The sequence below is a fragment of the Pyrobaculum islandicum DSM 4184 genome, from assembly GCF_000015205.1.
In the GTDB taxonomy this organism is placed as follows: Archaea; Thermoproteota; Thermoprotei; order Thermoproteales; family Thermoproteaceae; genus Pyrobaculum; species Pyrobaculum islandicum.
Window position 1 is genome coordinate 996,624 of record NC_008701.1, and the last position, 24,277, is coordinate 1,020,900.

Genomic DNA, 24,277 nt, shown 5'->3' on the forward strand with positions numbered 1-24,277 from the left:
CCACAAAATACACATGTATATAAACTATTGTGGTTTAAATCGCATGTGAGAATCTACAACACCGCCACTAGACAGGTGGAGGAGTTCACAACGTACGTCCCCCGCCTGGCCAGGGGGTACGTCTGTGGCATAACCCCCTACGACCACATGCACGTGGGACACGGCAGAGTGTATGTCTTCTTCGACATATTCAGGAGGTATCTAGAGAGACTTGGCTATGAGGTTAGGCTCGTTATAAACTTTACAGACATAGACGACAAGATTATAAACAGAGCAAAAGAGGAGTTCGGCCACGAGGCGTACAAAAGGTGGAGGGAGATCCCCGAGCGCTACATAGCCGAGTACTTCGAGATGACGAAAAAACTCTACATAAAGCCGGCGTATGCATACCCCAGGGTGACAGAAAACGTAGAAGACATGGTGAAGTGGATATCGACTCTCGTGGAGAAGGGATACGCCTACGTCGCCCCCGACGGCTCTGTCTACTTCGAAGTGGCGAAGGTGCCTAACTACGGCGTGTTGTCGAGACAGAAGATAGAGGAGCTCGTGGCGGGGGCCCGCGTCGAGCCAGAGCCCGGCAAGAGAAACCCCCTCGACTTCGCCCTCTGGAAGAGCTGGACCCCCGGCGAGCCTTGGTGGGACTCGCCGTGGTGCCCCGGGAGGCCCGGGTGGCACCTCGAATGTGTCGTCATGTCGACAAAACACCTGGGGGCGCCCTTCGATTTCCACGGCGGCGGCGCCGACCTCATATTTCCACACCACGAAAACGAGATAGCGATAGCGAGGGCCTACTTCGGCGTAGACAACTTCGCGAGGTATTGGATACACGTGGGCTACCTCACTGTTAGAGGCGAGAAGATGTCTAAATCCCTCGGCAACATAATAACGCTGAGGGAGGTCCTCTCTAAACACAGCGGCGAGGCCCTAAGGCTTGCATACGCCATGAGCCACTACAGAAAGCCGATGGAGTTCACCTACGAGCTGTTGCAACAGGCGGAGGACATGGCGAAGACCCTCTACACCGCCTACGACGAGTTGAGCCAAGCCCTCCGAGACGCCGGGGAGAAAGACCAAGAACCCCTCGCCCAAGAGGCGTTGAAATACGCCGAGGCCTTCTACGGCGCGTTAGACGACGATATGTCGACGCCGGAGGCCGTACAACAGCTATACGGCATGGCTAGGTACATAATCTCCACGGTTTTACACAAGATCGAGAAGATTTCGCGCGAGACGGCGCTAACCATATTGAACAAATACGTAGAGATGGCGGACGTCCTAGGCGTGCTGGAAAGACGCCAGATCCCAAAGGAGCTGGAGGAGGTCGTAAAAACGCTGGTAGAGGTTAGGGCAAAACTACGCCAAGAGCGGCAGTACCAGCTGGCGGACTATATCAGGCAGAGGCTGGCTGAGCTCGGCGTAGAACTACACGACTTCGGCCCAAGGACTTATTACACATATAGGCGATAGTATGGCTGACACTAAAGCACTCTCCTTAACATAGCTAAAAACACTCCGCCAACTATGCCTAGTAAAACCGGCTCTATCTTTCTTAAACTCTCAATTACATAGATGTTAGGCTCTCTTCCATCTTCTAGCGCTTTTTCTACCAAGAACCTAGCTACTATAGTGAACGGCGTAGGGATGTCTGAATATAACTTAGAAATTCCATCTACCAGAGACCAGTCTCCAGTGGTTACAGCCTTCTCTATCAGGTATATGAAATAAGGCCTTGCCTTAGGCGAAAGAAGTGCAACTGTTTTATTAGCAGCAATATAACTATTTATAGGCACAGCGAATCCGACAAAAGAAGTCCTATTCACCATACCCATGTACTCCACGTATATAGTATAGTTAACAAACCCCAATTTATCAAAATCTCCCACCACCCTTACATGTCCATCTACGGGAGTGTCGCCTAAAAGGACGGTTACGGAAAAGTTATGTATAGGAAAAATCGGTATATTTCTCAAGACGCCTAACTTATAATACCTAAGTTCGGCAGTTAGAGACGCCCACTCTATCTTAACAACAGCCTTTGTGGTATTTGAAGACACTGTAGCATTAATGGCGCAAGGTCTATCTATTTTTAGAACTAGAGAGCTGTTAAGTCGAACCAGTGACATGTTGCGGATACATCCGTTTAACGTAAGAGACACTCTTACTACACCTGGAGGATTCGTATATCCTTTCACATCTAAGCGAACTGGGTACCCCACGGGTACTTTTGGCAGTGCTATGATAGATATATTAGAAATTTGATAAACTGTTACTTCTGTGTAGTTTACATAGGGGCCTATGGCTATTGACAAGTTATAAACCCCTGGCTTAGATACTTTAGGCACCTCCAGCTTGAACTTGGAAATTCCAGGGTGTAAACTCACTTGTTTTATAAGCCCGAAGTTTGTTGTTAAACTGGCGTTGATATAGAGCTCTGGAGATGTAGGAACTTTCACTTCAACATCTAATGTCGCAGATGTATTAACTTCAAGAAGAATAGGCTTTGTGATTATTTGAAGAGGAGGTCTTGGAATATGTATAGTTCCAAAACCGTACTTCACAACAGCTACACCCCCCGTGGCCTCAACCTCTATACTAAGGCTATCTCTGCCACTGATTTCACGCCCCATCACTACATATGTGTAATTCTTTGCCGCCTCCACTAAGAGATCTACTAATGCTGTCTCCTTATTACCTTGAATAACCCATCGTCTCAACCGATATTCAACCGCGGGCGGCGGAATAAAGAGACGTTGGGAAAATGAGCCAAAAAACGTAGTTAAGTTAAACACCAGCATGGGGCTATAGCTAGACTCAAACTCTACAATCGCGTAGTTAGATGCGCATGTCCCATTTTTCACATGTAAGACAACACGCTTGGAGTCCAGATCGATCTCATACCTGGAATCAACAGAGGGGTTACAGACCTCTACTGTTATATTAAACAAGCCGTTGAACTTCTCTGGAGAAACTACTCCATGTAGAAATGTAATAGAAACACGGGGCTTTGGCAGATACACCTCTCTATATCTCTCCCTGTGGAACGATGTATAACTTACAACTAAAGTATCATTATACTTGCAATTTAATACTACGGCATCTTGTTCTAATAAGTTTAAACGTTTACACATTCCATGAAATTCCACATCGGCATTACCCTCTATGTTATGTTTTATTTCTGCCAGCAGAATTACGTTGTCGTTCCTTACTACGGCGTATTTAGGAATAATCTCAGTCTCCACATTCGGTACATTTATTGTGACCCTAGTTTCTAGTTTGCCTATGGCCACGCCGATATCTCTGGTCACGCCGGGCTGAAGTTGAATGTCTAAACTAAATACGCCGCCAGAGTAACTACCCCTTTCCTCGTTATTTAATCTCACAGTTCCTCTAAATTTCGCCCAGGGAGGCCCCTCCACTTTAAGACGCAGTGTATAGCCGATAGAGTTTCCTACCAGACGTGGAGATGATACATTGACCACCAGTTTTGGCATCGGAATCCTGAGTATTGTAACTATGTAACTGTCGTAGCTAATGCTTATGTTAGCAGGCAATTTCGTAGAATAGTTAAGTATCGTAGAGCCAACTCTAACCGATAACACGCCGCTCCAAGTATCTAAGTTAAAATCTAGGCTATATGTCGGTTTAAACACCGACACCTCAGTTGATGCGGGTCCACAGCGTATTTTTACACGCCCTTGTGGAATGTCAGTTACCCAAAAGCCAAGTTTAAAAGTTGTCGTGTTTCCACTAGGGAGGAAGATATCAATAGGTACAAGTCTTAGACCTGTGCTGTCGAAACTACAACGAACTGCTATGGGATTGGGGTTTTTAAGCGTGACGTTTAACACGCCGTGTCCCCCCTCATCAAGGTATAATATGTTAGGCATAACTGACAGAAGGGGTTGAGATAAATTGAGATATATATAGGCCCTTGAGTCGTTGTATTCAAGCTTAAGTACATAAGGCTTGAGGGGACCTGTGAAATTATATGTAGCTATGCCGTCTAGAAACTCCACAGGCGTGCCATTTACTTTCACCACGCCGTTGACTCTCTCGAGGTTATACGTGGCGTATAGTCTAACTGAAATTTTTCCATCTGCATATAGTCCATCAACTACCTTAGCTTGTAAACTACTTAAATAAAATACGAGAGTTGGACGAAGCGTCTCACTTGAATTATTCACTACCGCAAGGAGGAGAGTTCCGTTTGTGACTAAGATATCTCTATTTAACGCGATGTTTGAAATCATATTATCAACGCCGTCTCCAAAAGCTGTAATTTTCAGCACGCCACTCTGCGGTACAACAACCTCGTAATAAGCCGCGGTAAACCCCGGGAGATCTGGATAAATACGCATGGAGCCTGGAGCTACTTCTACTCTCTCTCTATCGGGCACATACGTCTTTTGCCCCAGCGTAATTCCCTTGTTAAGTGCAAGTAGAAACCTGACATATAACGAGGCGGCGCCTTGTCGTGTTGAAAAGTTTCTCAATATGTCTGCCCACGATTGCGTATTTTGCAAATACCACGCCACTACAGCGCTGTATTTATACCAGTCGTAAATTCTATCTTCGCCAAGGCTAAATGGGTTTACCCTATAGAGCCTATCGCTAAAGTATTTATCTGGGAAATAATAAACGCCGGTGGCAACAGACGCCATAGCCTCCGGCGTAGCCTCGTCTACCCAAAAATAATCATTGCTCAAGTCGTAACTTGCAAAAAATACATGCCCCACCTCATGATATACAAGTCTCATCGTATAAGACGGTTTAAAAACCACCTTGATAATACAGCCACCTCCAAATTCGGTATAGCCATCGTAAGGAGACGACGGGTCAATATAAACCACATACTTGCTTCCCCCACAGGGAGGCGCTGGGCTAAGACCCCTGTCTCTGTAATAACTATAGGCATTCTCTAAGTACTTAGCCAACACGGGGTCGTCTGGGGTAACAATGAAGTGTTCAGTCTCTAGTGCATATAGCACAGCTGCTGTTAAGACAAGAAGCAGTAGAAACAAACGCACGTACCCAACCAATGAGAAAAATATAAAGGTATCAGGTGGGGAGTCTGATGAAGAAAGAAATACTTCTACTCACCCTGGGGCTAATCCTAGTAGCCGTATACTTCACGCCTCAACTCTACACGCCACCCGAAACAACTCACGAAACTACACGCTCTACAACTCTGATTACTCCAACGTCAACAACTACTCCGACATCTCCAGCTCCCAAACCTATTGAAACTACCACTACGACTACGGAAAAACCGCAGATGACTAAGCCCAACGCTGTATATCTGCCGGACATAAGAGTAGAGGTATTGGTGCCGCAAACAATAAACACGACCACACTACCACTTCGGATAAATTACACTATAGTAATAAGAAATGTAGGGAATGGCACGGGGACTGTAATCATATGGGATAAACCGTATAAAATAGCGCCTGGAGAGACGCTGAGGATAAACTCATCGCTATTAGCCAGATGGGCCGGAGACTATACCGTAGAGACTGTGATAAACGGCAGTAAGCATATGAAAGTTATTAAAGTATACTATTACAGAGAAAGGCTAGAGGCCACGCCGCTTTATATCAATGTAACAAAGTTACCCGCCGTGGTAACAACAGGCGTGAGAATTAAAAATGTCGGCAATCTCACGGCGTGGGTAGAGGGGGTTGAGATAAAGCCGGGGGAAGAAAAGGTAATAAACAAAACGCTTAAAATCGACGCGGCGGGAGCCTACGTTGTAAATGTTGGCGGAGTGGCCGTGCCCGTAATGGTTAGTTACTACGCGGCAAACGTTCTATGGAAAATCGGAGGTCAAGGAGACGTAGAGGCAGTGCCAGGTGAGACCTATACAGCGTGGCTCTGGATAAAAAACGTGGGAAACGCCACAGCGAATTTAGACATAGATGGCAGAGCCGTGACGCTAAAGCCACAAGAGGAGGCGAACATATCAAAAGCTGTTACTATATCGGCAGCAGGTTTATACACGGTGAAGTTTAGAATAAGTGGAGACTTAAATACGACGCTATATTACGGAATAAGAGCCAGGGTTATAGCCCCCAGAGTTGAGATTGTTATATGGAGCCCAGAGCTGAGGAGAAGCTGGCCACTTCCAAATTCGACAGATGAGACATCTGTATCAAGCATTGGAAAGACTCTGGCTTTGACCTGGGGCTACGTAATTACCACAAACGCCACAAAGAGAACGGTCAACCTAGCTGTGGAAGATCCAGAGGGAGTTAAGTATTATAGCTTGTCGCCAGGTGAGACAATAGCAAAAAACTTTACAACTACTGTACAAGCTCCTGGCGAAACCACGCTAGAGGTTAAGGTAAATTCTACAAAATATAGCTTAAAAACAGCTGTTCAATTAATCCCTCCAAAAATAACGGTAAAAGACATCTTAAAAATAGAGTTTGAAGACGGTAGAAAACTCTTAGGCTTGAAAATAAGCTGTAGAGCAGGTAGTGTAGCCACTGACGTTGTACTAGATATGTTAAGAGTTTCAGGCGTGCTTACTTATACACAGACGGGCAGGGCTATATATGGGGATTTAACAGTAAATTCAGCACGTGGCATCTCTACGGGGGACTATAGAGGAAAAATCGAGGGAATAAGCGGCCAACTCACGCTAAATATAGCTGGGCATAATATATACCTGGAATTCACTACAGCTCCGTTATCATTAACCAGAGTTTTATTTGACGGTGCTCAATACAGTTGTAACGTACCCACGGAGCTCGTGCCGCCTATTCTGTACAAAGACAAACCAACCGCCGCCGACGAGTTTGCTACAGAGTATGTCTACCGACTACTTTCATCATTTGCAAGAACCGACAGTGATAGACCCCAGTCAATAGTTTGGAACGGAGATTACGTAGAGGTAATAGACAAGGGAGGAAACCTCTTGAGAGTATACATAAGGAGAGGCGAAATACAGATAGAAGGAGCTCTCACAGCGACTATCGTAATATCACAATAGAGGGGAAAACTTTTTAAATACTCTGCATTCAGTGAGTTATGCATAACCAAACAAAGACAATACTGGCACTCCTACTACTGACAGTCCTAACAGCAATCGCCTACGCTCAATATGGCCCCGGCCAGGCCTTACCTTCGGCATTCAACGTAGTAATGCAGATAAACGACGCAAGAGCGGCGGCTGGGTTAGGCTATCCACTCTGCACGCCCTGGTCCAAGGGTCTGGCAAACTACCCGCCATATAGCTTTGCAGCAGGTAAAAATTTCACTCTAATCATACGTGAAACTGCTTCAAGCCCGGTCTACCCACCGGTATTCCAAGACTACAGAGTATCTGCAGTGGCCAACTCTACAGGCTTTGTGACTTTCAACATCAACGTACCGGCTGGTGTAGATGTTACAAAGAGGACAAATTGGTACGTGGCGATTGTCGTCGAGTGGCCTAGGCCCGGTTACTATTTCTTAATCTACAACCAGACGTTCACAAACGCTACGTTTATAGACGTAATTGGCAACCTAAGCGGCAGACCCGACCTAACAGATACGAAGACATACACAGGCCCGTGGGGTGTAATAAAAGTGACAAACGGAGCAAATAGATTCGGCAACCTTTCTTCAAGCGTAATCCACACATACTACATAGGGATTAACACACTAGGCAAGCCCTTCACGTTAACTTTGACAAGAACTATCACAATAGCGGGCACTACAATTACACTTGACGACAACGTCGGCCCCGCCAGAGGGCCGACTAACTATGTGGTGGGCTACGACCCTAATGTAAACGTTGTATTTGGGCCATTTGCATACCTCAGCACGTATGTAATATCTCTGGGAGGCCCAGGCAAAACTGTAACTATAGACCCCACAAAGGTGTTCTTTAACCACTACGTATACATCACAATTGAAGGCTTGAGAGGCGTCGTTATCCAGAGCAAGAATGACCAATTTACTGCCTTCGGAGGCCTTAGGTATGTGGCTATTACATTAAACAAGACCGCAGGCCCTGGCACAAGCGTGAGTGCGCCAATGTCATGTGGTCTCATAATATGGAACATGACCATGTATACGGTAAAAATTACCGGACTCCTTGACCTAAAGGGCAATCCCATATTTAACCCAGAGAACTTTAGATACAAGATCCAGCTTAGAGTTGGAGACAGCTGGGTGACTTTAGATAGGGCACAAGCTTCTTGGAGATTAGATCTATCAGATGTAAAAGCTGTATTAAACCAAGTTTGTGGTACAATAAAAACATTCACAGATATAATGTACTGCTACAGAACTCTAGGCCCCAATGAGTTTAGACAGGCGGTGCTCAAGCTCTACGAACCTGTAACACTTGCGAGATTAGGCGGCCAGTTACAGTTAACAAATGACAATGCTAAAGTATCTACTGCGGACTTAACATCTAAACTTGTGGTTGAATACTCATATACGGCGGGCCAGGACTCTGTAAAGGCAGTTGTACTTGAAGTCGCACTCGCCGAGCTTGCCAACTTCCAGGGTGTATTAAATGTGTCTGTCTTGCCGGTTCAGATAAGGCTGTGGAGATGGAGTAATTACAGTCTGCCGCCGTCGGTGCCTACTCCAAGGGAGTACTTCTATACAGACCCACTTGACTTGGCATCTCTAAGATTTGAAGTAACAGGCGATACGATGTATATTAATAGAATGGCCTACGACGGCGCTATCTCATACGACCCGTGGCTTGGCCAAGTCATCTGGGTACTACCGCCCTACCAGCCGGTTCCCGGCCTTGTCGGGAATGTAAAGGCGTCGTTACTCTCTTTGTTTAACGCAAGTGGATACTTGCCAATGCCGCCTTTAGTCGCCAACCTCACAACTGGCGGTGTGATAAAGTACTTCAATTACTCGGACGTTGCCGCAAACGCGGACTTCTTCAAGCCTTTCCAGATAGGCCTTGTCGGTAGCTACGCATATAAGTTCAGAATCTACAGCGGAGATGCTCTAGTAGGCACAGCCAACGTAGTCGCCTACTATCCAGTTATTAATGCAAGCGGGTTATTATACCACTCTAAGGCTGGGGACGCCTTACAAGCTGTATATGATGATAATATGCATACAGATATGTACGCAGTGCAAATCGTCACGCCAGGCAGATTCTATGATAGGGAACATGTTATACACATAGCAATCGCGAGGATCTTCCAGAACATCTTAATGAAAGACGCATGTGGCAACCCAGTGATGGGCGTGAGCGCTGGGTTTGCAGGCGCCAGTATATCTCTAATAATGAAGATAGGCGGGAAGAACATAACTATTGCCAAACTGCCGGTGGGCAGTGAGGTGCCTGTCGACATAATGGTGCCGATTGATGAATGGGGCAACCCGCAGTTAGATCTCAAAGGTGGGTACATATCGGCCTATGTTGTGCTAAATTACTTCGGCTACACGCTGTATCCAGTGGACGACTTAGCAAAGCTTCCGGCTTCAGCGCCCGTCTGGTTTAACATACCGATTAAGTTTGGCGTTGTTAAGAAGCCTGTGATATATCTACCTATTGCGCCGCTAAACTTCAGAGTTTGGAGCCAAGCTGTATCTGTCGAATACGACCCACTGAAGGAGCCTCTAATGGGCTTTGTAGTAAGGATATTTAGCACTGGAAATGTGGAGATCGCCAGGAGTATTTCTAACAAGGACGGGTACGCCTATATGCCAAATGTACCCATAGGAGTGCCCTTCAAAGTACAGGTAAGGACAATAGTGCCAACTTCTGACAAGAGGTGGTCGTACACCTATGAGCAGATTATCAATAAGAACGACTACAGCTCCTACGCTAAGGCATTGGGCTTCTCGCCTGGAGACAACGTCTATACGCTTGGCACAAGAGGAGTTTTTGACAGCGGCTTGGTAGTTTACAGCAAGACTATGTTACTTGATGCCTCTAATGCTACTAAATATATATGTGCAAAGAGTGCAATAGATCTGCCAGTAGAAGTTTATGACATCGTTGTTAGAGTCTTTGACAAGACTGGGAAGTATCTATTAAGAAGCCAGCCAGTGTTCCTCGGCCCGTACCCACAAGCCACAAGGCCGTTCTTGTTAAATGTAACACTAGTATTAGCAGATGAATACAGTCCATATGACTATGCCTCAATATGGAGAGATTACTCCATCGGCGACTTCAAGATCTTGACAGACTTCCGCGCCATCGGCATCACTGGGATGCGTAGTATCTACCTCAGCTTGGCGTCTAAGTACCTAGATGAGACAAAGAAGGCGCTCGGATGTCCACAGTATACAACAGCTAACTACTCCAGAGCTATAAACGCCTATGCCCTGGCCGCAATGGCGGGCTATATTGCCAATGCGTCGACAGATAGATATGCCGCGGTTTACCTCCTCACTTCGCAACAGCCCAAGGATATAATCGATATATGCCAGATGAAGCCTTCGCAAGCCGGCGCTGTCGAGATCGCCAGGCTATTTATGAAAGGCCAGAGACTGAGGTTTGTCGTATGGTACCTAGGCCAGAAGGTATTTGACGACTACGTCACAATTACAGGACCGTTAGTCGATATAAAGACAGACGTCTACCCGATTAACGTAACGACTTATACAAAGAGTATGAGACTGCCGGTCGACACCTTTGTAGGATTTACAATTACAGATGTATACCTTGGCCTCGCGCTTAATAAGACAGATGGAATGTTTGTAAACAAGTCTCTAGTGCCACAACTAATAGCGCCGTTCAATACAACGTACACCACATACTCGCTTGCTTATTTATTAAACAACGAATTAGTCAAAGGCACGGCTCAGCAATTTAATGACAACGTCACTGCATGGGCTGGCGGGGCTTTGAAAGACAAAGCGCCATATGGAAGTTATGTGCCCGCCCAGTTTGGCGGCGACTTTGTATATCTGCCGAACCTAGTCGTCATCCGCAACGCGACTACGCCCAAGTACCAATTTACCATATTAAACAGATATTCAACAACGACTTACACCTACAGATCATACAGCGATACAACTGCTAGCGGCTCGCTACAAGTGCCGGCGGGCCAGACTCTATCAATTACACTAGTAGGCGCCAAGATAGAGGCGGATCCCTCAAACAACGCGACATATGTAAAGTTAACTTCATATAATGGAGCTGAGAATGTCCAGCCGCAGTTAGTTATCAACGGTAGTCTTGTAGTTATCAACAACGTCTATGTGACGAATTACACGACAACTATAAACGCCAACTATACAATTGTATTGACAATAAATGCTAAATGCGGCAGCATACAGATAGCGCCAGGCACAAATGGCCTAAAAATTACTGTAAATGCCGGAACGTGTCCTGCGGCTGTTAGCTATGTTGCAACTAATAGGACTTATACCACTCAGACTATTACTGTAACTGCTGTGCCTAGCACAGAATATGCTGTGAGCTTTGATAGATGGTTCTTAGTGCCATATGACTGGCGTTTTGCGCAGTACAACGTCCTCTACCACGCTACAAACGTCGTTGAGAGAAACGATATACTAAGAGTCTTAGCTTACACTGGCTTGACACAGAAGTGTGCCACTGCGGCCGGAGTAACACAAGTAGGAGAGGATGACAAATACACCTATACGCTGACGTTGACAGGAGTCGAGGTTGTTAACTACCGCACTTTGAGAGTAGAACTGCCTTGGAAGACGACAGGCGGCGGGAAGGCCTATGTAAACATAACTGCGTACTTTACCAACGGAACTTTAATTGACTACAAGGTGTATAACCTCACTGAGATACTAGCTGGCGCAAGAGGTACGAGGGTGGTAGTAACATTGCCACTAAACTTTGGAAAAGTGGCTGAGAAGGCCTATGCAATTGCTACTAAGAACCTAGCTGTTAGATATGTAATCGACTTCTATATGTCTGACCCCACCGCCGGGCCTTACGACGTCTGTGCAACTAAGCTGGTACCTCTCGCAGCCAACTACAAGACTGTGTCTATGTATGAATGTGCAGTTCCCTCGGCGCCTGGCGCACTTGAGCGTATTGATCCAACGACAGTGGTATACGCAATAGACAAGGATCTATCTAATGCCAGCGGATTCCAAGAGACATTCGACACATATGGTGGGTTTGGGACGCCTATCACCTATGTTGTAAAGGCTGGCGAAATTGCCCTCTTGCCGTCTTGGTACGGCAAGACCTCTGTCGCTGGCTCTCGCATTGCCAGACTGTGGATTATTGCGGCTAATCCAGACTACGGCCAAGGCCCTGCATTAGGCACTAAGTATTATCAATACACTGTCAAAGATGACAAAGTCACGATTAACATATACAAATTCGAGAAGTATCTAGTAGTCAACTACATACCGAATGTATGTCCAGCCGGATGGACTACACAGACCTTCTTAGACGAGTTTGACGGCTTTGGCAGAATTATAGGTCTTGGCTTTGGCGCATCTGGCACAAGCGCATTAGTATTAAGCAACTACACAAAAGTCCCCATGTGGAACTCGACTGCTATGTGGCTTGCTGGTGGAGCCTTCAAACTGCCTACTGTTGCGCTTGATGCATTAACTGTGCAGAACACAGCTGACTTCCCAATTGTCGTCAGCTCGCTAAATGTTAGATACGGCGACTACAAGTATCCGATACCCATGCCGTTGTTACGCGTAGACGCTGGGAAGACCAACAGAACTCTGTTAAGTGCCTATGGCTTTGGCAGAACCTACATGATAAGCGCACAGGATGTATGGAACTTCAGACTTATACAGCCTAACTATGAATATGGCTTAAACGCTTACCACGCCGGACTCTTAGACGCGGCTAAATACTTCGGCCTAGGCGATGTAGATGTAGCTAAATACCTAAGGCCGTTGGAGTCTAAGTACTTCGTCCAGAACGTGCTATATGCGAGCCATGCCGAAACCTCAGAGTGGACTTACAATATACTCGGCAGGAAGATCGCCGAGTGGACTAGAGGCAGATGGGGCGATCTAACTGTGAGAAGCGACGACTTTGACTACAAGTATGTATTCGGATTCCCAACTTTACCGCTGAAAGAAATACGTGATTGGAATGACAGACCGTTGGCTAACCAGACCGTGGCGCTGTTTGACAAATCCGGTAGACTCTACGCAGTGGTCTACAGCAACAGTCTTGGCAGATTGGTATATCCGTTGCCAGATCTATCAAACATCGGGCTCTCCAACGTGGTGAGAGTGGCTTGGTACAATGGCTATCTGGTAGAGTTGTTAAGAGGCAAGCCTGAGTTCACCATATGGATTTACGACCAGTTGATACAGAGAGATGTTACCGAACTTGGCGATGCATCTACGAATAACAAGATTAGAACCTACGTCTATCCGTTGACTGTCACTGTGAAAGATGACGCTGGGAGACCGTTGACGAACATGTACGTTAAAGTAGTTGATACTTCAACTGTCGGCCAGTTGGTAAATGCAGCTAATAAGACCGGCGCCGACGGTGGCGCACAGGTTGTGGATCTGAGGATTTCGAAGTACTCAACTGGCGTGCTGTCGCAGATTCCGCCTACCAGCTACTACTACTTCGTCTATGACCAATCTGGCGCCCTAGTGGCCGCCGGCAGATTTGAGATACAACGCGGCGCCTCGGTGCCGTCCACCGGCTGGAACGTGGTGGCTACTGTGAGGTACGCCACCGAGATACCTGTGAAGAACAGCGCTACTAGAGGCTATTTGTTGATTAAGGGCGTGGAGTTCCTCAACGGCACTAAGAAAGACATCAAGATTCCGTTTACCATATCTGGCGGTGTGATGGTGCTCGGCGGCAAGGTGCCTGTGTCTGTTGAATACCCGGTTGAGATCTATGTGACTCATGTGACGTTGGGCGGCCAGGAGGTGCCTGTTAAGGGCGGCAAGGCGCTTGTGTTCAGCGGCAAGACCACTGACTTACTAGCTGGTCTTGACTTCGCCGAGCTTGGGCTGACCGGCGTAGTGACGATACAAGCTGTTGATGCCAGCGGCGCTCCGAGGAGCGACTGGACTGTGCAAGTGCTCTACGGCAATCTAACCGCCGCCCAAGGTGCCGGCCAGGTGCAAGTTGTATTGCCGAGGACTGATGTGTTAGACCAGCCGTATGTCGTGAGAGTGATTACAAACGCAATTGCGCCAAATGGCAAGGCGTTAGTCAAAGAACAGACGCTTGAGTTAAAACAGAAGGCGCTGTCTCTACAGATTCCTGTGTCTACTGTGAAGGTGGTTGTGCAAGTGATTGACGGCTTTGGTAATGTAAGAAGTGACTGGCCTGTGGTTGTAGAAAACGTCGCCACTGGCATGGGCCAGGTGGCTACTGAGTTGGTAGATGGTCAACAGTATGTAGCTCGTGCAACAGGTCTCGGCTACACCAATACCACAACCTTTGTGGCCAAGGGCCCGCAGATGGTGGTGAGGATCAAGATACCCACTGCTAAGATCGTGGCCCAGGTGGTGGACGGCTTTGGCAACGTGAGGAGCGACTGGACTGTCCAAGTCGTCGGCGTAACAAGCGGTCAGGGTAGCATAGGGCCCGTAGAGGTGCTAGCCGGCACATACACAGTGAAGACTTCAGTCTTCGGCAAGGAGTTCAGCCAGACTGTCAACGTCCAGCCGGGCCAGACCGTGACTGCGGCTGTGCAAGTGCCCACCGCTAAGCTGAGCGTGACTGCCGTTGACGATGACAAAAAGCCTCTTGACCGCTACGTCTCTTCTGTAGAGCTGACTGGCCCACTGTCGTTGATGTTCTCCACGCCGCCGAAGGATGTAGAAGTGCTTGCCGGGACCTACAGTATAAAGGTGCAGGCGCTAGGCAAGGAGGCTTCTGCTCAGATCACGCTGAATCCAGGCGAGGTGAAGAACATACAGGTGGTGGTGCCTGGCACCGCCGGGCTTGACATTGGTGGTACTAGAATTCCGTTGCCGACGCTGGTGCTGTACGGCCTGTTGTTGCTGGTGGTCGTTGTGATACTGGCGATATTGATAATTGAGTACAACAACTGGAGGAGGAGACGTCTAATGCAGATATTAGCCCCGCCGAAGTAATAAACCCCGCTTTTTCTCGTATTACTCCCCAACTTTTTTAACTTCTCTCTCCTCATTTTTCTATGTCTCTCGGTCAGGCGCTTGTCTCTCACGTACGTTCTGCCATGTTGGCTAAGCTCCGCGGCCAGCCCCTCCCCGAGTCTCACCCCCTTCTTTCTGGCATGAAGAGTGGGGTGTTTGTCACTGTGGAGGCTATTGTGAGGTCGGGTGGGTTTGAGAGGAGGGAGGTTAGGGGGTCGCTTGGGGTGGTAGAGCCGTTTAAAGACCTGGCGTATGACACGGCGAAGATTGCGGCTAAGCTTGTATATGCCATCCCCCGGTTTACTGAGTTTGACCTTAGGAGGTCTGTCATAGAGGTCACTCTTGTGGAAGAGCTTAGGGAGTGGGACGGCGGGCTTGCCGGCTTTGAGTGGGGGAGGGAGGGGGTGTACGCAGTGGCTGGCCAGCGGAGGGTTGTCGTACTTCCACAGACTATGATAGAGAGGAAGATCCTTGGCGAGGCTCTCTTGAGGTATATTGAGTCTATGGCGGGGCCCCCCGAGAGGTTGTATAGATTTTCTACACGTATTTTCTACGAGCTACACCCCGAGGGGGAGGTTATTGAACGTGAGCTTTGGAAATCTCGTGTTATTAAACAATTTCTAGAAGTTGTACGTTAAGCTTTTATACTACTGCGCCTTTTTTCCCAATGTACATAGAGTTGTTTGTAGTAGCTGGGCAAAGCGCCGAGCTTGAAAACGCCCTTAAGAAAGTTGTCGAAGAGCTTAGGGCTCATGTCCAAAGGCCTGACAAGGTGAGGCTTGCCACTGTAAAGATAAGGCCCGACGCGGTGGAGCAAGTAATTAAATTAGTGGGAGAGCCGCCGGATAAAGTGCCGCCCCACTATAGATCTTTAGTCAATATGTTGAAGAAATATGGCATTACGAAATTCCCCGCCGTGGTAGTAGACGGAGCTAAAGTGGGGGAGGGCGATTTATCTATAGACGCAGTCCTTAAGGCAGTGCAAGATAGAGCTAGGGCGGAGTTTCCAGAACTCTCTACAATTGAGCTCGTCCCGCCTAGGCCCACGCCGGCGCCTATACAGCCGGTAGAGGTGCGTCCGCTAGAGCCGGCGCCTGAGTCTCTTAAGCCTCCGGAGCCTCCGCGGCCGCCTCCAGTAGAGTTGCCAAAGCCGCCTGAGGCCCCCCGCCCAGTGGAGTTGCCACCCCCCGCTCCAGAGGCCGCGAGGCCGGAGCCCCCACGTCTCCCGGCGGCGGAGGCCCCGCCGGCTAGACCCCCCGAGCCGCCTCGGCTTGTGGAAGCCCCGAGGCCCCTCACTGCAGTTGTAAAACTTGTCCTCGGCCGCCCGGATAACTGCGCCGAGTGTGCGTACTACGGCCAGTTGACCTCGCGGTGTTTCCTCTTTGGATTTACTATTTCTAACCCCGCCTCGCCGCCTTGTAAACAATATGTTAGAAGTGGAGGTTAAATACAGGGCGGATCTAGGCTCTGTTAGAGAGCGTCTAAAGTCGCTTGGTTTTTCTCTCGTGGCGGCTGGGTGGGAGGAGGATATATATTTCCAACACCCCTGTAGAGATTTCGCTTCGACAGACGAGGCGTTGAGAGTGAGAATTTCGGGGGGGCGTGTCGGAGTTACTTATAAAGGTCCCCGCATGGGTTTCGGCGGCAAGACTAGGGTTGAGCTTTCAGCCGCCGCCGACGTTTCAATAGTCGAGATTTTTGAAAAACTGGGGTTTGTGGCTGTGGCTAGGATAAAGAAGAGGCGTGAGTATTACAGAGGCGGGGGTTTTACCATATCTCTTGACCAAGTAGAGGGCCTTGGCGAGTTTGTCGAGATTGAGAAGGTGGTAGAGGGGGAGGGGGAGGTTGCAGAGGCTGTGGCAGAGATTAGGAGACTGGCGGCGAGGCTGGGGGTGGGCGAGGAGGTTAGAGAGACATATCTCGAGCTTTTTCTCAACACTTTTAAATCTGGGAGGTAGGTTATACGTGCAGTTTGGAGAACTTGTCAAAACTCTAGCCGCCGTAGAGTCTACCACCCAGAGGACCACTATGGTTAAGCTTTTAACTTCTCTTTTTAAGAAGGCGCGGCCTGAGGAAATAGATAAAATAATCTACTTTGTCTTAGGCGATTTAAGACCCCCGTGGGAGGGGGTGGAGCTGGGGGTTGCGGAGAAGTTGTGTCTTAGGGCGGTTTCTAAAGCGACGGGAGTTTCTATATCTGAACTCGAGGCGCTTTATAAAAAGACGGGCGACGTAGGAGAGGCGGCTAGAAAAGCGCTGTCAACAGCCAAGCGCCCTGGTCTCTTGGCCTTTGGCCAACAAAAGCCGCTGGAGGTGTCTGAAGTATATGACACACTTCTTAAAGTTGCGCAAGCGTCTGGAGAGGGGGCGCAGGACATGAAGATCTCTCTATTGGCGTCGCTTTTTGCAAAAGCCTCGCCAGAGGAGGCTAAATATATCGCTAGATTTGTCGTAGGCAAACTAAGGCTGGGTGTTGCAGATATGACGTTGATAGAGGCGTTGTCTGACGCCTTTGGCGTAGATAAAGAGGCTCTAGAGAGGGCTTACCACATTTATCCAGACTTGGGCAAACTGGCGCGCCACGTGGCAGAAGGGAGGCCGCTTGAGGAGATTAAAATTACGCCGGGCGTGCCCGTCCTCCCAATGTTGGCGCAGAGACTTTCCTCCTCTTCTGAGATTTTAGCTAAACTGGGGGGCTCTGCCATATGTGAATATAAATACGATGGGGAGAGGGCGCAGATCCATCTAAAAGAGGGCGTTGTGAAGATATTCAGTAGGAGACTTGAAGATATTACACACGCCTACCCAGACGTAGTTAAAGCTGTGAGAGAGGCTGTCTCAGCTAGAGAGGCTATCTTAGAGGGGGAGATTGTAGCTATAGACCCCGACACAGGCGATATGCTGCCGTTTCAAGAACTTATGCATAGAAAGAGAAAACACGAGGTGGCTGTTGCAGTGGAGATGTACCCAGTGGTTCTCAACCTCTTTGACCTACTGTATATAGATGGCGAGGATTTAACAAACGAGCCTCTTATATATCGTAGAGTGAGACTGTCGGAGGTTGTACAAGAGACGGAGAAGGTGTCGATAGCTAAGTGGAGGGTTTTTGACGACGCAGAGGAGATAGATGTGTTTTTCCACGAGGCCGTCTCTCTAGGCATGGAGGGCCTCGTTTGTAAATCGCCTACGTCGGTATATGAAATGGGGGCCAGGGGGTGGAACTGGATTAAATACAAGAGAGATTACAAAAGCGAGATGATAGACACAGTAGATTTAGTAGTAGTAGGCGCTTTCTATGGCAGAGGAAAACGCGCCGGGCTCTACGGCGCTTTTCTCCTCGCGGCGTATGACCCAGCCACAGACATGTTTTACACAGTCTGTAAAGTGGGGAGCGGATTTACAGACGCCGACCTTAAAAAAATGTACGAGATGTTGCAGCCGTATAAAATACCACATAGACATCCGAGAGTTGTCTCTAAGATGGAGCCCGACGTTTGGTTTACGCCTCAGGTTGTAATTGAAGTCATCGGCGCGGAGATTACGCTGTCGCCTCTCCACACTTGTTGTCTAGGGGCTGTAAAGCCGGGGGTCGGCCTGGCCATTAGATTCCCAAGATTTACAGGCCGCTATAGGACAGATAAATCGCCTGAACAAGCCACGACTGTGTCTGAGATGATAGAGCTCTATAAGAGACAGAAAAAGGTAGCTCAGCCCGAGTAGACTTTCTCAAGCGTCCATCTCAAAACCCTAAGTATTTCCCGCCTCCTCTCTTCAGTTCTATAGTTATATATCTTCATCGCTGTTGTCTCAGTCTCGCCGCCCTCTAGCTCATACCTAAGCACCTCCTCTTGTTTTAGCGACCCCTGTCTGACCTCTTTTGCGTCTTCCTCTCTATACTTCTGTAGGAATTTGTCAAGGAAAAACCTCTTGAAGAGGCCGTCTAATTTCACCGGCTCCTTGAACTTAATATAGAGATAGTCTCTATACACCTCTACAGTTGCATATATCTCGCCGCCTCTACCTTTTACCTCTTCCACAGCCTCTGGCTTTGCCACTTGCGCCGCCGTGGAGAAAGACTTCTCTCCAATAGACTTGTCTAAAATCTCCAATAGGGCGGTGTAGAGCTTGAGCTCTTGCTGTAGCTGGGCGATCTTCTCCTCTAGTATCTTCCTAATTTCTAACATCTTTTGGACATCCACATTTAACCCCACAGTATTTATATTTAAAATTTAGAAGAGGTGTGGACGTAGTATCAGTTGGAAATTTAAACTTCGACATATATCTCAAAGTTTCTGAACTGCCAGGGCCTGACGAAAATGTAGAAGTCCTCGATTTATACACAGGCGGGGGAGGCTCGGCGGCTAATTTCTCTGTCGCGGCGGCTAGGCTGGGGCTTGGCGTTAGATTTATAGGCGCAGTCGGCGAAGACCCGCTAGGTGAGCTATCGCTAAGAGAGCTGAGGTCTGAGGGCGTTGATGTCTCCTATGTGAAAAGAGTGGCTGGCGTAAGATCTGGCGTAGTTATTGTGTTAGTACACCCCGACGGGGTAAAAAGAATGTTGTCGTATAGAGGCGCAAACCTAGGCCTATCTCCAGCCGATTTGACAATAGAAAAATTCCGCGGCTTCCGACATATACATTTAGCTACAGGAAGGACAGAGCTTATTCTAAAGGCGAAGGAAATTGCTAAAGAAATAGGAGCCACAGTGTCATTAGATGGGGGGACTGCTCTTGCGAAAAAAGGCCTTGATATAGTTAAAGCTGTTGTAAATGGCATAGATATAGTCTTTATGAATCAGGTAGAGGCTAAGTTACTTGCTAATTCACATGACCACAAGACGGCAGTTGAAAAACTTGCAAAGGAGCTTTCTGTAAGAGAGCTTGTAGTGACCCTGGGGCCTAGGGGCGCGGTGGCTTTTGACGGCAGGAGACTACTACATGTAGACGCCTTTAAGTTAGACGCTGTGGATACAACAGGGGCGGGGGACTGTTTCGCCGCCGCTTATGTAGCCATGTATCTAAGGGGGAGAGATCTATATGAAAAACTGCTCTTTGCTAACGCAGCCGCCGCTATAAAAGTAACTAGGCCGGGGGCGCGGTCTTCTCCCCGCTATAGCGAAGTTGTCGCTTTTCTAGAGTCGCTTGGCTACAAGATTTAAATATATGGTTGTATTATAGATGGTGGCTCAACAAAAAACTTTATGTCTAGGCCCTAGATGCGCCTTCGGCCCAAACGGCACCTCCTTGTTTAGATGTGGAAAGAAGGCCCTCAAGCCTATGATTAAGGGAAATAAAATAGTGTTTTGGTGCACATGGCTAAACGACGAATGTATAGGAGCTAAGTGTCAATACGCCTATTGCGAGGCGAGGGCTATGACGCCGGAGGGGTATTGTACATACAAACCCGCAGGGGGGGAGGAGACGAAAAGAGATATCTTGGCCGAGGTTAAAAAGATAGAGAAGGAGGTTGAGAAAATTAGAGTACATTTAAAAAGACAGGGACTTGGCGACTATTTGTGAAAGCTGTAATTCTGGCGGCCGGCCTCGGCACTAGGTTAAGACCGTTGACTTTTCTAGTGCCTAAAGCTCTAGTTACAATTGGGACAAAGCCCCTCGTTGATTATGTTATCGAGTGGCTTAGGTTAAACGGCGTGAGAGATATAGCTGTCGTGGGGTACCATATGCAAGATGTGTTAGAGAGATATCTCTCGCAGTTTCACCCAGATGTAGTTTTCTTCAAGTCGCGGAAGTTGCTTGGGACCGCCGGCCAGTTGTATTATACAAAAGAGTGGGCCGACGGCGACGTCGTTGTTGTTAATACAGACGTGTTGACAAACCTAGATTTAAAAAAACCGGCTGAGCTTCACAAATCTAGGGGAGCTCTCCTAACTATTGTCGGACAGATACACAAGGTCTCCCTACGCTTTGGGGTTTTGGAGGTAGACGGCGGGATGTTGAAGTCTTGGAGAGAAAAGCCGAGTTTTGAATATATAACGTCAACAGGAGTTTACATAATCTCTGACAAAGTTATAAAAAAGTTGGGGGAGGAGTATTTAGATATGGACGCCCTTGCCAAATCGCTTATTCCAAACGTAGCTGTTTATGTGGCTAAAGAGGCGTTTTTCTACGACGTGGGGACGTTAGAAGATTTGGCAAAAATACAGGAGGTAAGACTAGAGAGTTTGAAGCCGTAACAAATATATATTTTCCACTATTTATATGCGATGAGTGTATGCCCAGCTCTTAGGCGGGTAGAAAGCGGATTTATATGTAGCTACAGTAATAAGCCGATAGACCCGTTTAGTTGGTATTGTATAGGCAACTATACGGAATGTCCTATCTTTATCAGATTTTCGCGAGAGGAGAAGAAGCCAGCGGCGCCCAAGCCTGAGGAGGCGCCGAAGCCTCTTACAGAGGTTATTCCTCTTGCGCCAGAGAAGGCAGAGACTGAGTTTGAAAAGGCGATTAAGCCCGCTGTCGATAATGTTGTTTTAAAATACGACGACTTAGTGAAAAAACTTGACGATATGTGGAAGGAGTATGAAAGCAGCGTGATTGGGGCGAGAAAACAGTGGGAGGTAGAAAAGATGACGCTTGTGAGGGCGCAAGAGATTCTAAATAAAACAATCGGCGACTATGAAAAGATGCTGGCCGAGGTGGAGCTAAAGAAGGACTTTATGCCACAAGACGCCTATGAAAACATCAAGAGAGAGCTTGAGACAAAACTAGAGAGTCTAAAGGGGCTTTTAGACGAGGTTAGATCTAAATACGCCGCCTTGGAGGAAAACCTCGGCGCGCATTTCAAAAGAGTGCTCTCTACTTCTACAAACGCAGAGGTAATCTCACTAAAACTCTCTCTTTCTAAACTCGACGAATTGCTGAAAGAGGGGAAGATATCGCAAGAGACATACGAAAAACTTAAGAAAGAGCTAGAGGAGTTGTTAAAATGAGCTTAGACGTCGCATATTTAGCCCTTGGCGAATTGGAAAAATTACTTTCGCAATATGACGAGAGACTTAAGGGTATTGAAGACACTTGGAGAGCTTTTGTAGAATCTGCCTCAAGAGCCAAGGCCGGGTGGGATGCAGATTTGCCAAAGATAAAAGTTAGAATCGACCAGCTGAAAAACGTCGTAGAGAGCCTAAAGAGAGAGCTTGAGTTATTGTTGGCTAAGAGAGAGCTTGGCTTGATACCGGAAAAAGACTATCTCGACCTTTCTACAGAGCTACAGAAGAAAATTGAGGAGTACCAAGAAAAGCTCAATGCGCTTACACAAAAAGTTTCTGAGATAGAGGGCAGAGTGCTCTACTTCTGGTCCAGGGCGCTTACTAAAGAGTATCTAGCTAAGTTTGACCTTGTCGAGCTTGAGAAAAAAATTGAGGAGGCTAAAGCGGCTGGGAAAATAGATGACGAGACTTATACAAAAATTAAACACGAAATCTCTATAATGAAACATACATGGGAGTTGCTAAACCTCATCACATATCCTGGCAAGGCCTGACATAGGCACGTCCGTTTTTTACGTCAAGAAGTTCAACACATGTGCCGACAGCCGCCTCACAACTGAGACATACGGCTCTCCAATAAACGCCCTCTATTTTCACCACGCCCTCTGGCTTGAGGTCTTCTACCACCACGCCCCTCCCGCCCAGATAGCTGTACTCTCTTGGCGTTTCTTTAAATACCTTAATCCCTATATATGCCGTAATGACTAAAAAAGGCGCCGATAGTACAACGACAATCCAAAGCGGGATTACGCCAAATATATAGAGGAGAAATGCTATAATTACAGGGGCTGAAAAAAGCAATAGTTCGTCAAGCAACGCCACTATTGTGACGAGACGAGACATATATTGCCCCCACCCATAGATTAATATGTCTACAGTAGTAGTACCACAGGGCTATACGGCTCTTCTAAGAGGCCCCGCCACAGTGGAATGTCGAGAGCCATGTAGAGTATTCGGCGGCGTCTTCCACAGATTTGAAATCCCCCCTCACAAACAATATCCCGTCGAAGGCCCTGCGGTTTTTACAATAGAAAGCGGCGTAGTGGCTATTGTAAACGGATCTGCCATACCGCAAGATTGGCATTTAGAACTCAGCGGCGTAGTCGCACTAGTCGGGCCGACAGACGCGGGGAAGAGTAGCCTATCTACATACTTAGTAAATATACACACTTCCCAAGGCAAAAAGGTATGTATAGTCGATGCAGACGTAGGCCAGTCAGACATAGGGCCGCCTGGTTTTGTATCCTATAGTTGTACCACATCCCCCATCCCACATATCTCGGAGCTAGAGCCATACGACGCATATTTCGTCGGTACGACAAATCTCCAGGGAGTCGAGGAGTTACTTGTGGCAGGGGTTGTCTGGGGAGTCAGAAGATCTATTGCGCAATACCCCCACCTAGTTGTAATAAACACCCCCGGGTGGACCACAGGCAGAGGTCTCCAACTACTTAGGGCTGTAGTCGACGCAGTAGAGCCAACAGTGATAAACATTGGAGAGGCCGCCCTTCCCGGCCGCCTCATATCTAAACCACGCCATGTCCTCCCCCGCGGCCCACAAGAGAGGAGAGAATTGCGAAATTTATCATACAGAAGACATGTAAAACTCATAGAAAAGACTCAGATAGATCTAGAAAAAATGGCTGTTTGTAAGTGGGAGAAGGGGCTCGTCTGTCCTTGGGGGAGATACACCCCCGCCGACGTTAGCGAGCCTCAGAAAAAAGGCCGTGAGTTTATAGTGCCGCACCACTATTTAAGACATATATTCGCCGCTTTGTATAAAAACGGGAAGTTGGTTGGATACGCCATAGTGGAAAAATTCGAGCCTAAGATAGTCGCATATGTAACAACAACAGACTTTGACGAGATACGTATTGGAAAAATCAGGTTAGACCCCCAGACTCTAGAAGAGCTAGAGCCGTTACCCTAGCGGGCCCGGTGGGATTTGAACCCACGACCTACGGCTCCGCAGGCTCGGCGGACCACAAGTCCTCCGCCGCTCCATCCAGGCTGAGCTACGGGCCCTCCCAATTACATTTCCCGCCTTTAAAAAACTTTAACATAGCTAACGTGCTGTTAGAAGGATCTACATACAGAGTCGGCACAAAATTAATGGTGCCCCGGCCGGGATTTGAACCCGGGTCACGGGCTCGAAAGTTATGGGGTAGCCTCTCAGCCACCTGCCCACATCCTTGACCGGGCTAGACTACCGGCTGGGGTAGCCGGCTGGCTACGGCCCCCGTCTAGCCG

Annotated in this window: 16 protein-coding genes and 2 tRNA genes; 13 read left to right on the forward strand and 5 right to left on the reverse strand. The window is 47.9% G+C overall.

Annotated features, from left to right (window positions below; all coding sequences use genetic code 11):
- Positions 1-45: 45 nt before the first annotated feature.
- Complete coding sequence (cysS, locus tag PISL_RS05700; protein ID WP_011762854.1) at positions 46-1,467, forward strand: cysteine--tRNA ligase; 1,422 nt, start codon at positions 46-48, stop codon at positions 1,465-1,467.
- An 11-nt stretch (positions 1,468-1,478) separates the two neighbouring features.
- Here cysS and PISL_RS05705 read toward each other — a convergent pair whose 3' ends face one another.
- A complete protein-coding gene (locus tag PISL_RS05705) occupies positions 1,479-5,027 on the reverse strand; it encodes a hypothetical protein (RefSeq protein ID WP_011762855.1) in 3,549 nt (1,182 codons plus the stop codon).
- A 47-nt stretch (positions 5,028-5,074) separates the two neighbouring features.
- On the opposite strand from PISL_RS05705, the gene PISL_RS05710 reads away from it, so the two are divergent.
- The 6 genes from PISL_RS05710 (at position 5,075) to PISL_RS05735 (ending at position 18,741) form a co-directional block, all read left to right on the forward strand.
- Entirely contained in the window at positions 5,075-6,991 is a 1,917-nt protein-coding gene (locus tag PISL_RS05710) for a hypothetical protein (protein ID WP_011762856.1), read from the forward strand.
- A 38-nt stretch (positions 6,992-7,029) separates the two neighbouring features.
- Complete coding sequence (locus PISL_RS05715; protein ID WP_011762857.1) at positions 7,030-15,000, forward strand: hypothetical protein; 7,971 nt, start codon at positions 7,030-7,032, stop codon at positions 14,998-15,000.
- A 62-nt stretch (positions 15,001-15,062) separates the two neighbouring features.
- Positions 15,063-15,659, forward strand: coding sequence for an AMMECR1 domain-containing protein (locus PISL_RS05720; protein WP_011762858.1), 597 nt, complete (start codon positions 15,063-15,065; stop codon positions 15,657-15,659).
- A 29-nt stretch (positions 15,660-15,688) separates the two neighbouring features.
- Positions 15,689-16,468 carry a hypothetical protein gene (locus tag PISL_RS05725; RefSeq protein WP_011762859.1) on the forward strand — a complete coding sequence of 260 codons (780 nt, stop codon included), beginning with the start codon at positions 15,689-15,691 and terminating at the stop codon, positions 16,466-16,468.
- Entirely contained in the window at positions 16,449-16,979 is a 531-nt protein-coding gene (gene cyaB / locus PISL_RS05730) for a class IV adenylate cyclase (protein WP_011762860.1), read from the forward strand. Before PISL_RS05725 ends, cyaB begins: the two co-directional genes overlap by 20 nt.
- Positions 16,980-16,986: 7 nt before the next feature.
- Entirely contained in the window at positions 16,987-18,741 is a 1,755-nt protein-coding gene (locus tag PISL_RS05735) for an ATP-dependent DNA ligase (RefSeq protein ID WP_011762861.1), read from the forward strand.
- Here PISL_RS05735 and PISL_RS05740 read toward each other — a convergent pair.
- On the reverse strand, positions 18,729-19,220 hold the full coding sequence (locus PISL_RS05740; RefSeq protein ID WP_011762862.1) for a hypothetical protein: 492 nt from the start codon (positions 19,218-19,220) through the stop codon (positions 18,729-18,731). The two genes, PISL_RS05735 and PISL_RS05740, sit on opposite strands and share 13 nt — an antisense overlap.
- 41 nt (positions 19,221-19,261) lie before the next feature.
- On the opposite strand from PISL_RS05740, the gene PISL_RS05745 reads away from it, so the two are divergent.
- The 5 genes from PISL_RS05745 to PISL_RS05765 are packed head-to-tail and all read left to right on the forward strand — an operon-like array spanning position 19,262 to position 22,521.
- Positions 19,262-20,179, forward strand: a complete 918-nt coding sequence (locus PISL_RS05745) for a carbohydrate kinase family protein (RefSeq protein WP_011762863.1) — start codon at positions 19,262-19,264, stop codon at positions 20,177-20,179.
- Between the two features lie 19 nt (positions 20,180-20,198).
- The gene (locus tag PISL_RS05750; RefSeq protein ID WP_011762864.1) at positions 20,199-20,540 is read left to right on the forward strand and encodes a hypothetical protein; all 342 of its coding nucleotides are present in this window, start codon (positions 20,199-20,201) and stop codon (positions 20,538-20,540) included.
- Positions 20,537-21,214 carry a nucleotidyltransferase family protein gene (locus tag PISL_RS05755; RefSeq protein WP_011762865.1) on the forward strand — a complete coding sequence of 226 codons (678 nt, stop codon included), beginning with the start codon at positions 20,537-20,539 and terminating at the stop codon, positions 21,212-21,214. Before PISL_RS05750 ends, PISL_RS05755 begins: the two co-directional genes overlap by 4 nt.
- 30 nt (positions 21,215-21,244) lie before the next feature.
- Positions 21,245-21,970, forward strand: a complete 726-nt coding sequence (locus PISL_RS05760) for a hypothetical protein (RefSeq protein ID WP_011762866.1) — start codon at positions 21,245-21,247, stop codon at positions 21,968-21,970.
- The gene (locus tag PISL_RS05765; RefSeq protein ID WP_011762867.1) at positions 21,967-22,521 is read left to right on the forward strand and encodes a hypothetical protein; all 555 of its coding nucleotides are present in this window, start codon (positions 21,967-21,969) and stop codon (positions 22,519-22,521) included. The genes PISL_RS05760 and PISL_RS05765 overlap by 4 nt, the downstream gene beginning before the upstream one ends.
- Here the strand turns inward: PISL_RS05765 and PISL_RS05770 are convergent.
- Positions 22,499-22,870, reverse strand: a complete 372-nt coding sequence (locus tag PISL_RS05770) for an NfeD family protein (protein ID WP_011762868.1) — start codon at positions 22,868-22,870, stop codon at positions 22,499-22,501. The genes PISL_RS05765 and PISL_RS05770 overlap by 23 nt on opposite strands.
- Before the next feature lie 25 nt (positions 22,871-22,895).
- Here PISL_RS05770 and PISL_RS05775 point away from each other — a divergent pair, with 25 nt between their 5' ends.
- The gene (locus PISL_RS05775; RefSeq protein WP_011762869.1) at positions 22,896-23,957 is read left to right on the forward strand and encodes a Clp1/GlmU family protein; all 1,062 of its coding nucleotides are present in this window, start codon (positions 22,896-22,898) and stop codon (positions 23,955-23,957) included.
- Here PISL_RS05775 and PISL_RS05780 read toward each other — a convergent pair.
- Both PISL_RS05780 and PISL_RS10785 read right to left on the reverse strand, forming a co-directional pair.
- A tRNA-Arg gene (locus PISL_RS05780) sits at positions 23,958-24,052 on the reverse strand. It abuts the gene before it with no gap.
- 88 nt (positions 24,053-24,140) lie between these two features.
- Positions 24,141-24,264 (reverse strand) — tRNA-Glu (locus PISL_RS10785).
- Positions 24,265-24,277: the final 13 nt, after the last annotated feature.

Excerpts from the sequence above, each read along its gene's own strand:
- PISL_RS05720 (WP_011762858.1), top strand. The coding sequence starts at position 15,063 with ATGTCTCTCGGTCAGGCGCTTGTCTCTCACGTACGTTCTGCCATGTTG.
- cyaB (WP_011762860.1), top strand. The coding sequence starts at position 16,449 with ATGTTAGAAGTGGAGGTTAAATACAGGGCGGATCTAGGCTCTGTTAGA.
- PISL_RS05760 (WP_011762866.1), top strand. The coding sequence starts at position 21,245 with ATGAGTGTATGCCCAGCTCTTAGGCGGGTAGAAAGCGGATTTATATGT.
- PISL_RS05770 (WP_011762868.1), bottom strand. The coding sequence starts at position 22,870 with ATGTCTCGTCTCGTCACAATAGTGGCGTTGCTTGACGAACTATTGCTT.
- PISL_RS05765 (WP_011762867.1), top strand. The coding sequence starts at position 21,967 with ATGAGCTTAGACGTCGCATATTTAGCCCTTGGCGAATTGGAAAAATTA.
- PISL_RS05725 (WP_011762859.1), top strand. The coding sequence starts at position 15,689 with ATGTACATAGAGTTGTTTGTAGTAGCTGGGCAAAGCGCCGAGCTTGAA.
- PISL_RS05710 (WP_011762856.1), top strand. The coding sequence starts at position 5,075 with ATGAAGAAAGAAATACTTCTACTCACCCTGGGGCTAATCCTAGTAGCC.
- PISL_RS05750 (WP_011762864.1), top strand. The coding sequence starts at position 20,199 with ATGGTGGCTCAACAAAAAACTTTATGTCTAGGCCCTAGATGCGCCTTC.
- PISL_RS05775 (WP_011762869.1), top strand. The coding sequence starts at position 22,896 with ATGTCTACAGTAGTAGTACCACAGGGCTATACGGCTCTTCTAAGAGGC.
- PISL_RS05715 (WP_011762857.1), top strand. The coding sequence starts at position 7,030 with ATGCATAACCAAACAAAGACAATACTGGCACTCCTACTACTGACAGTC.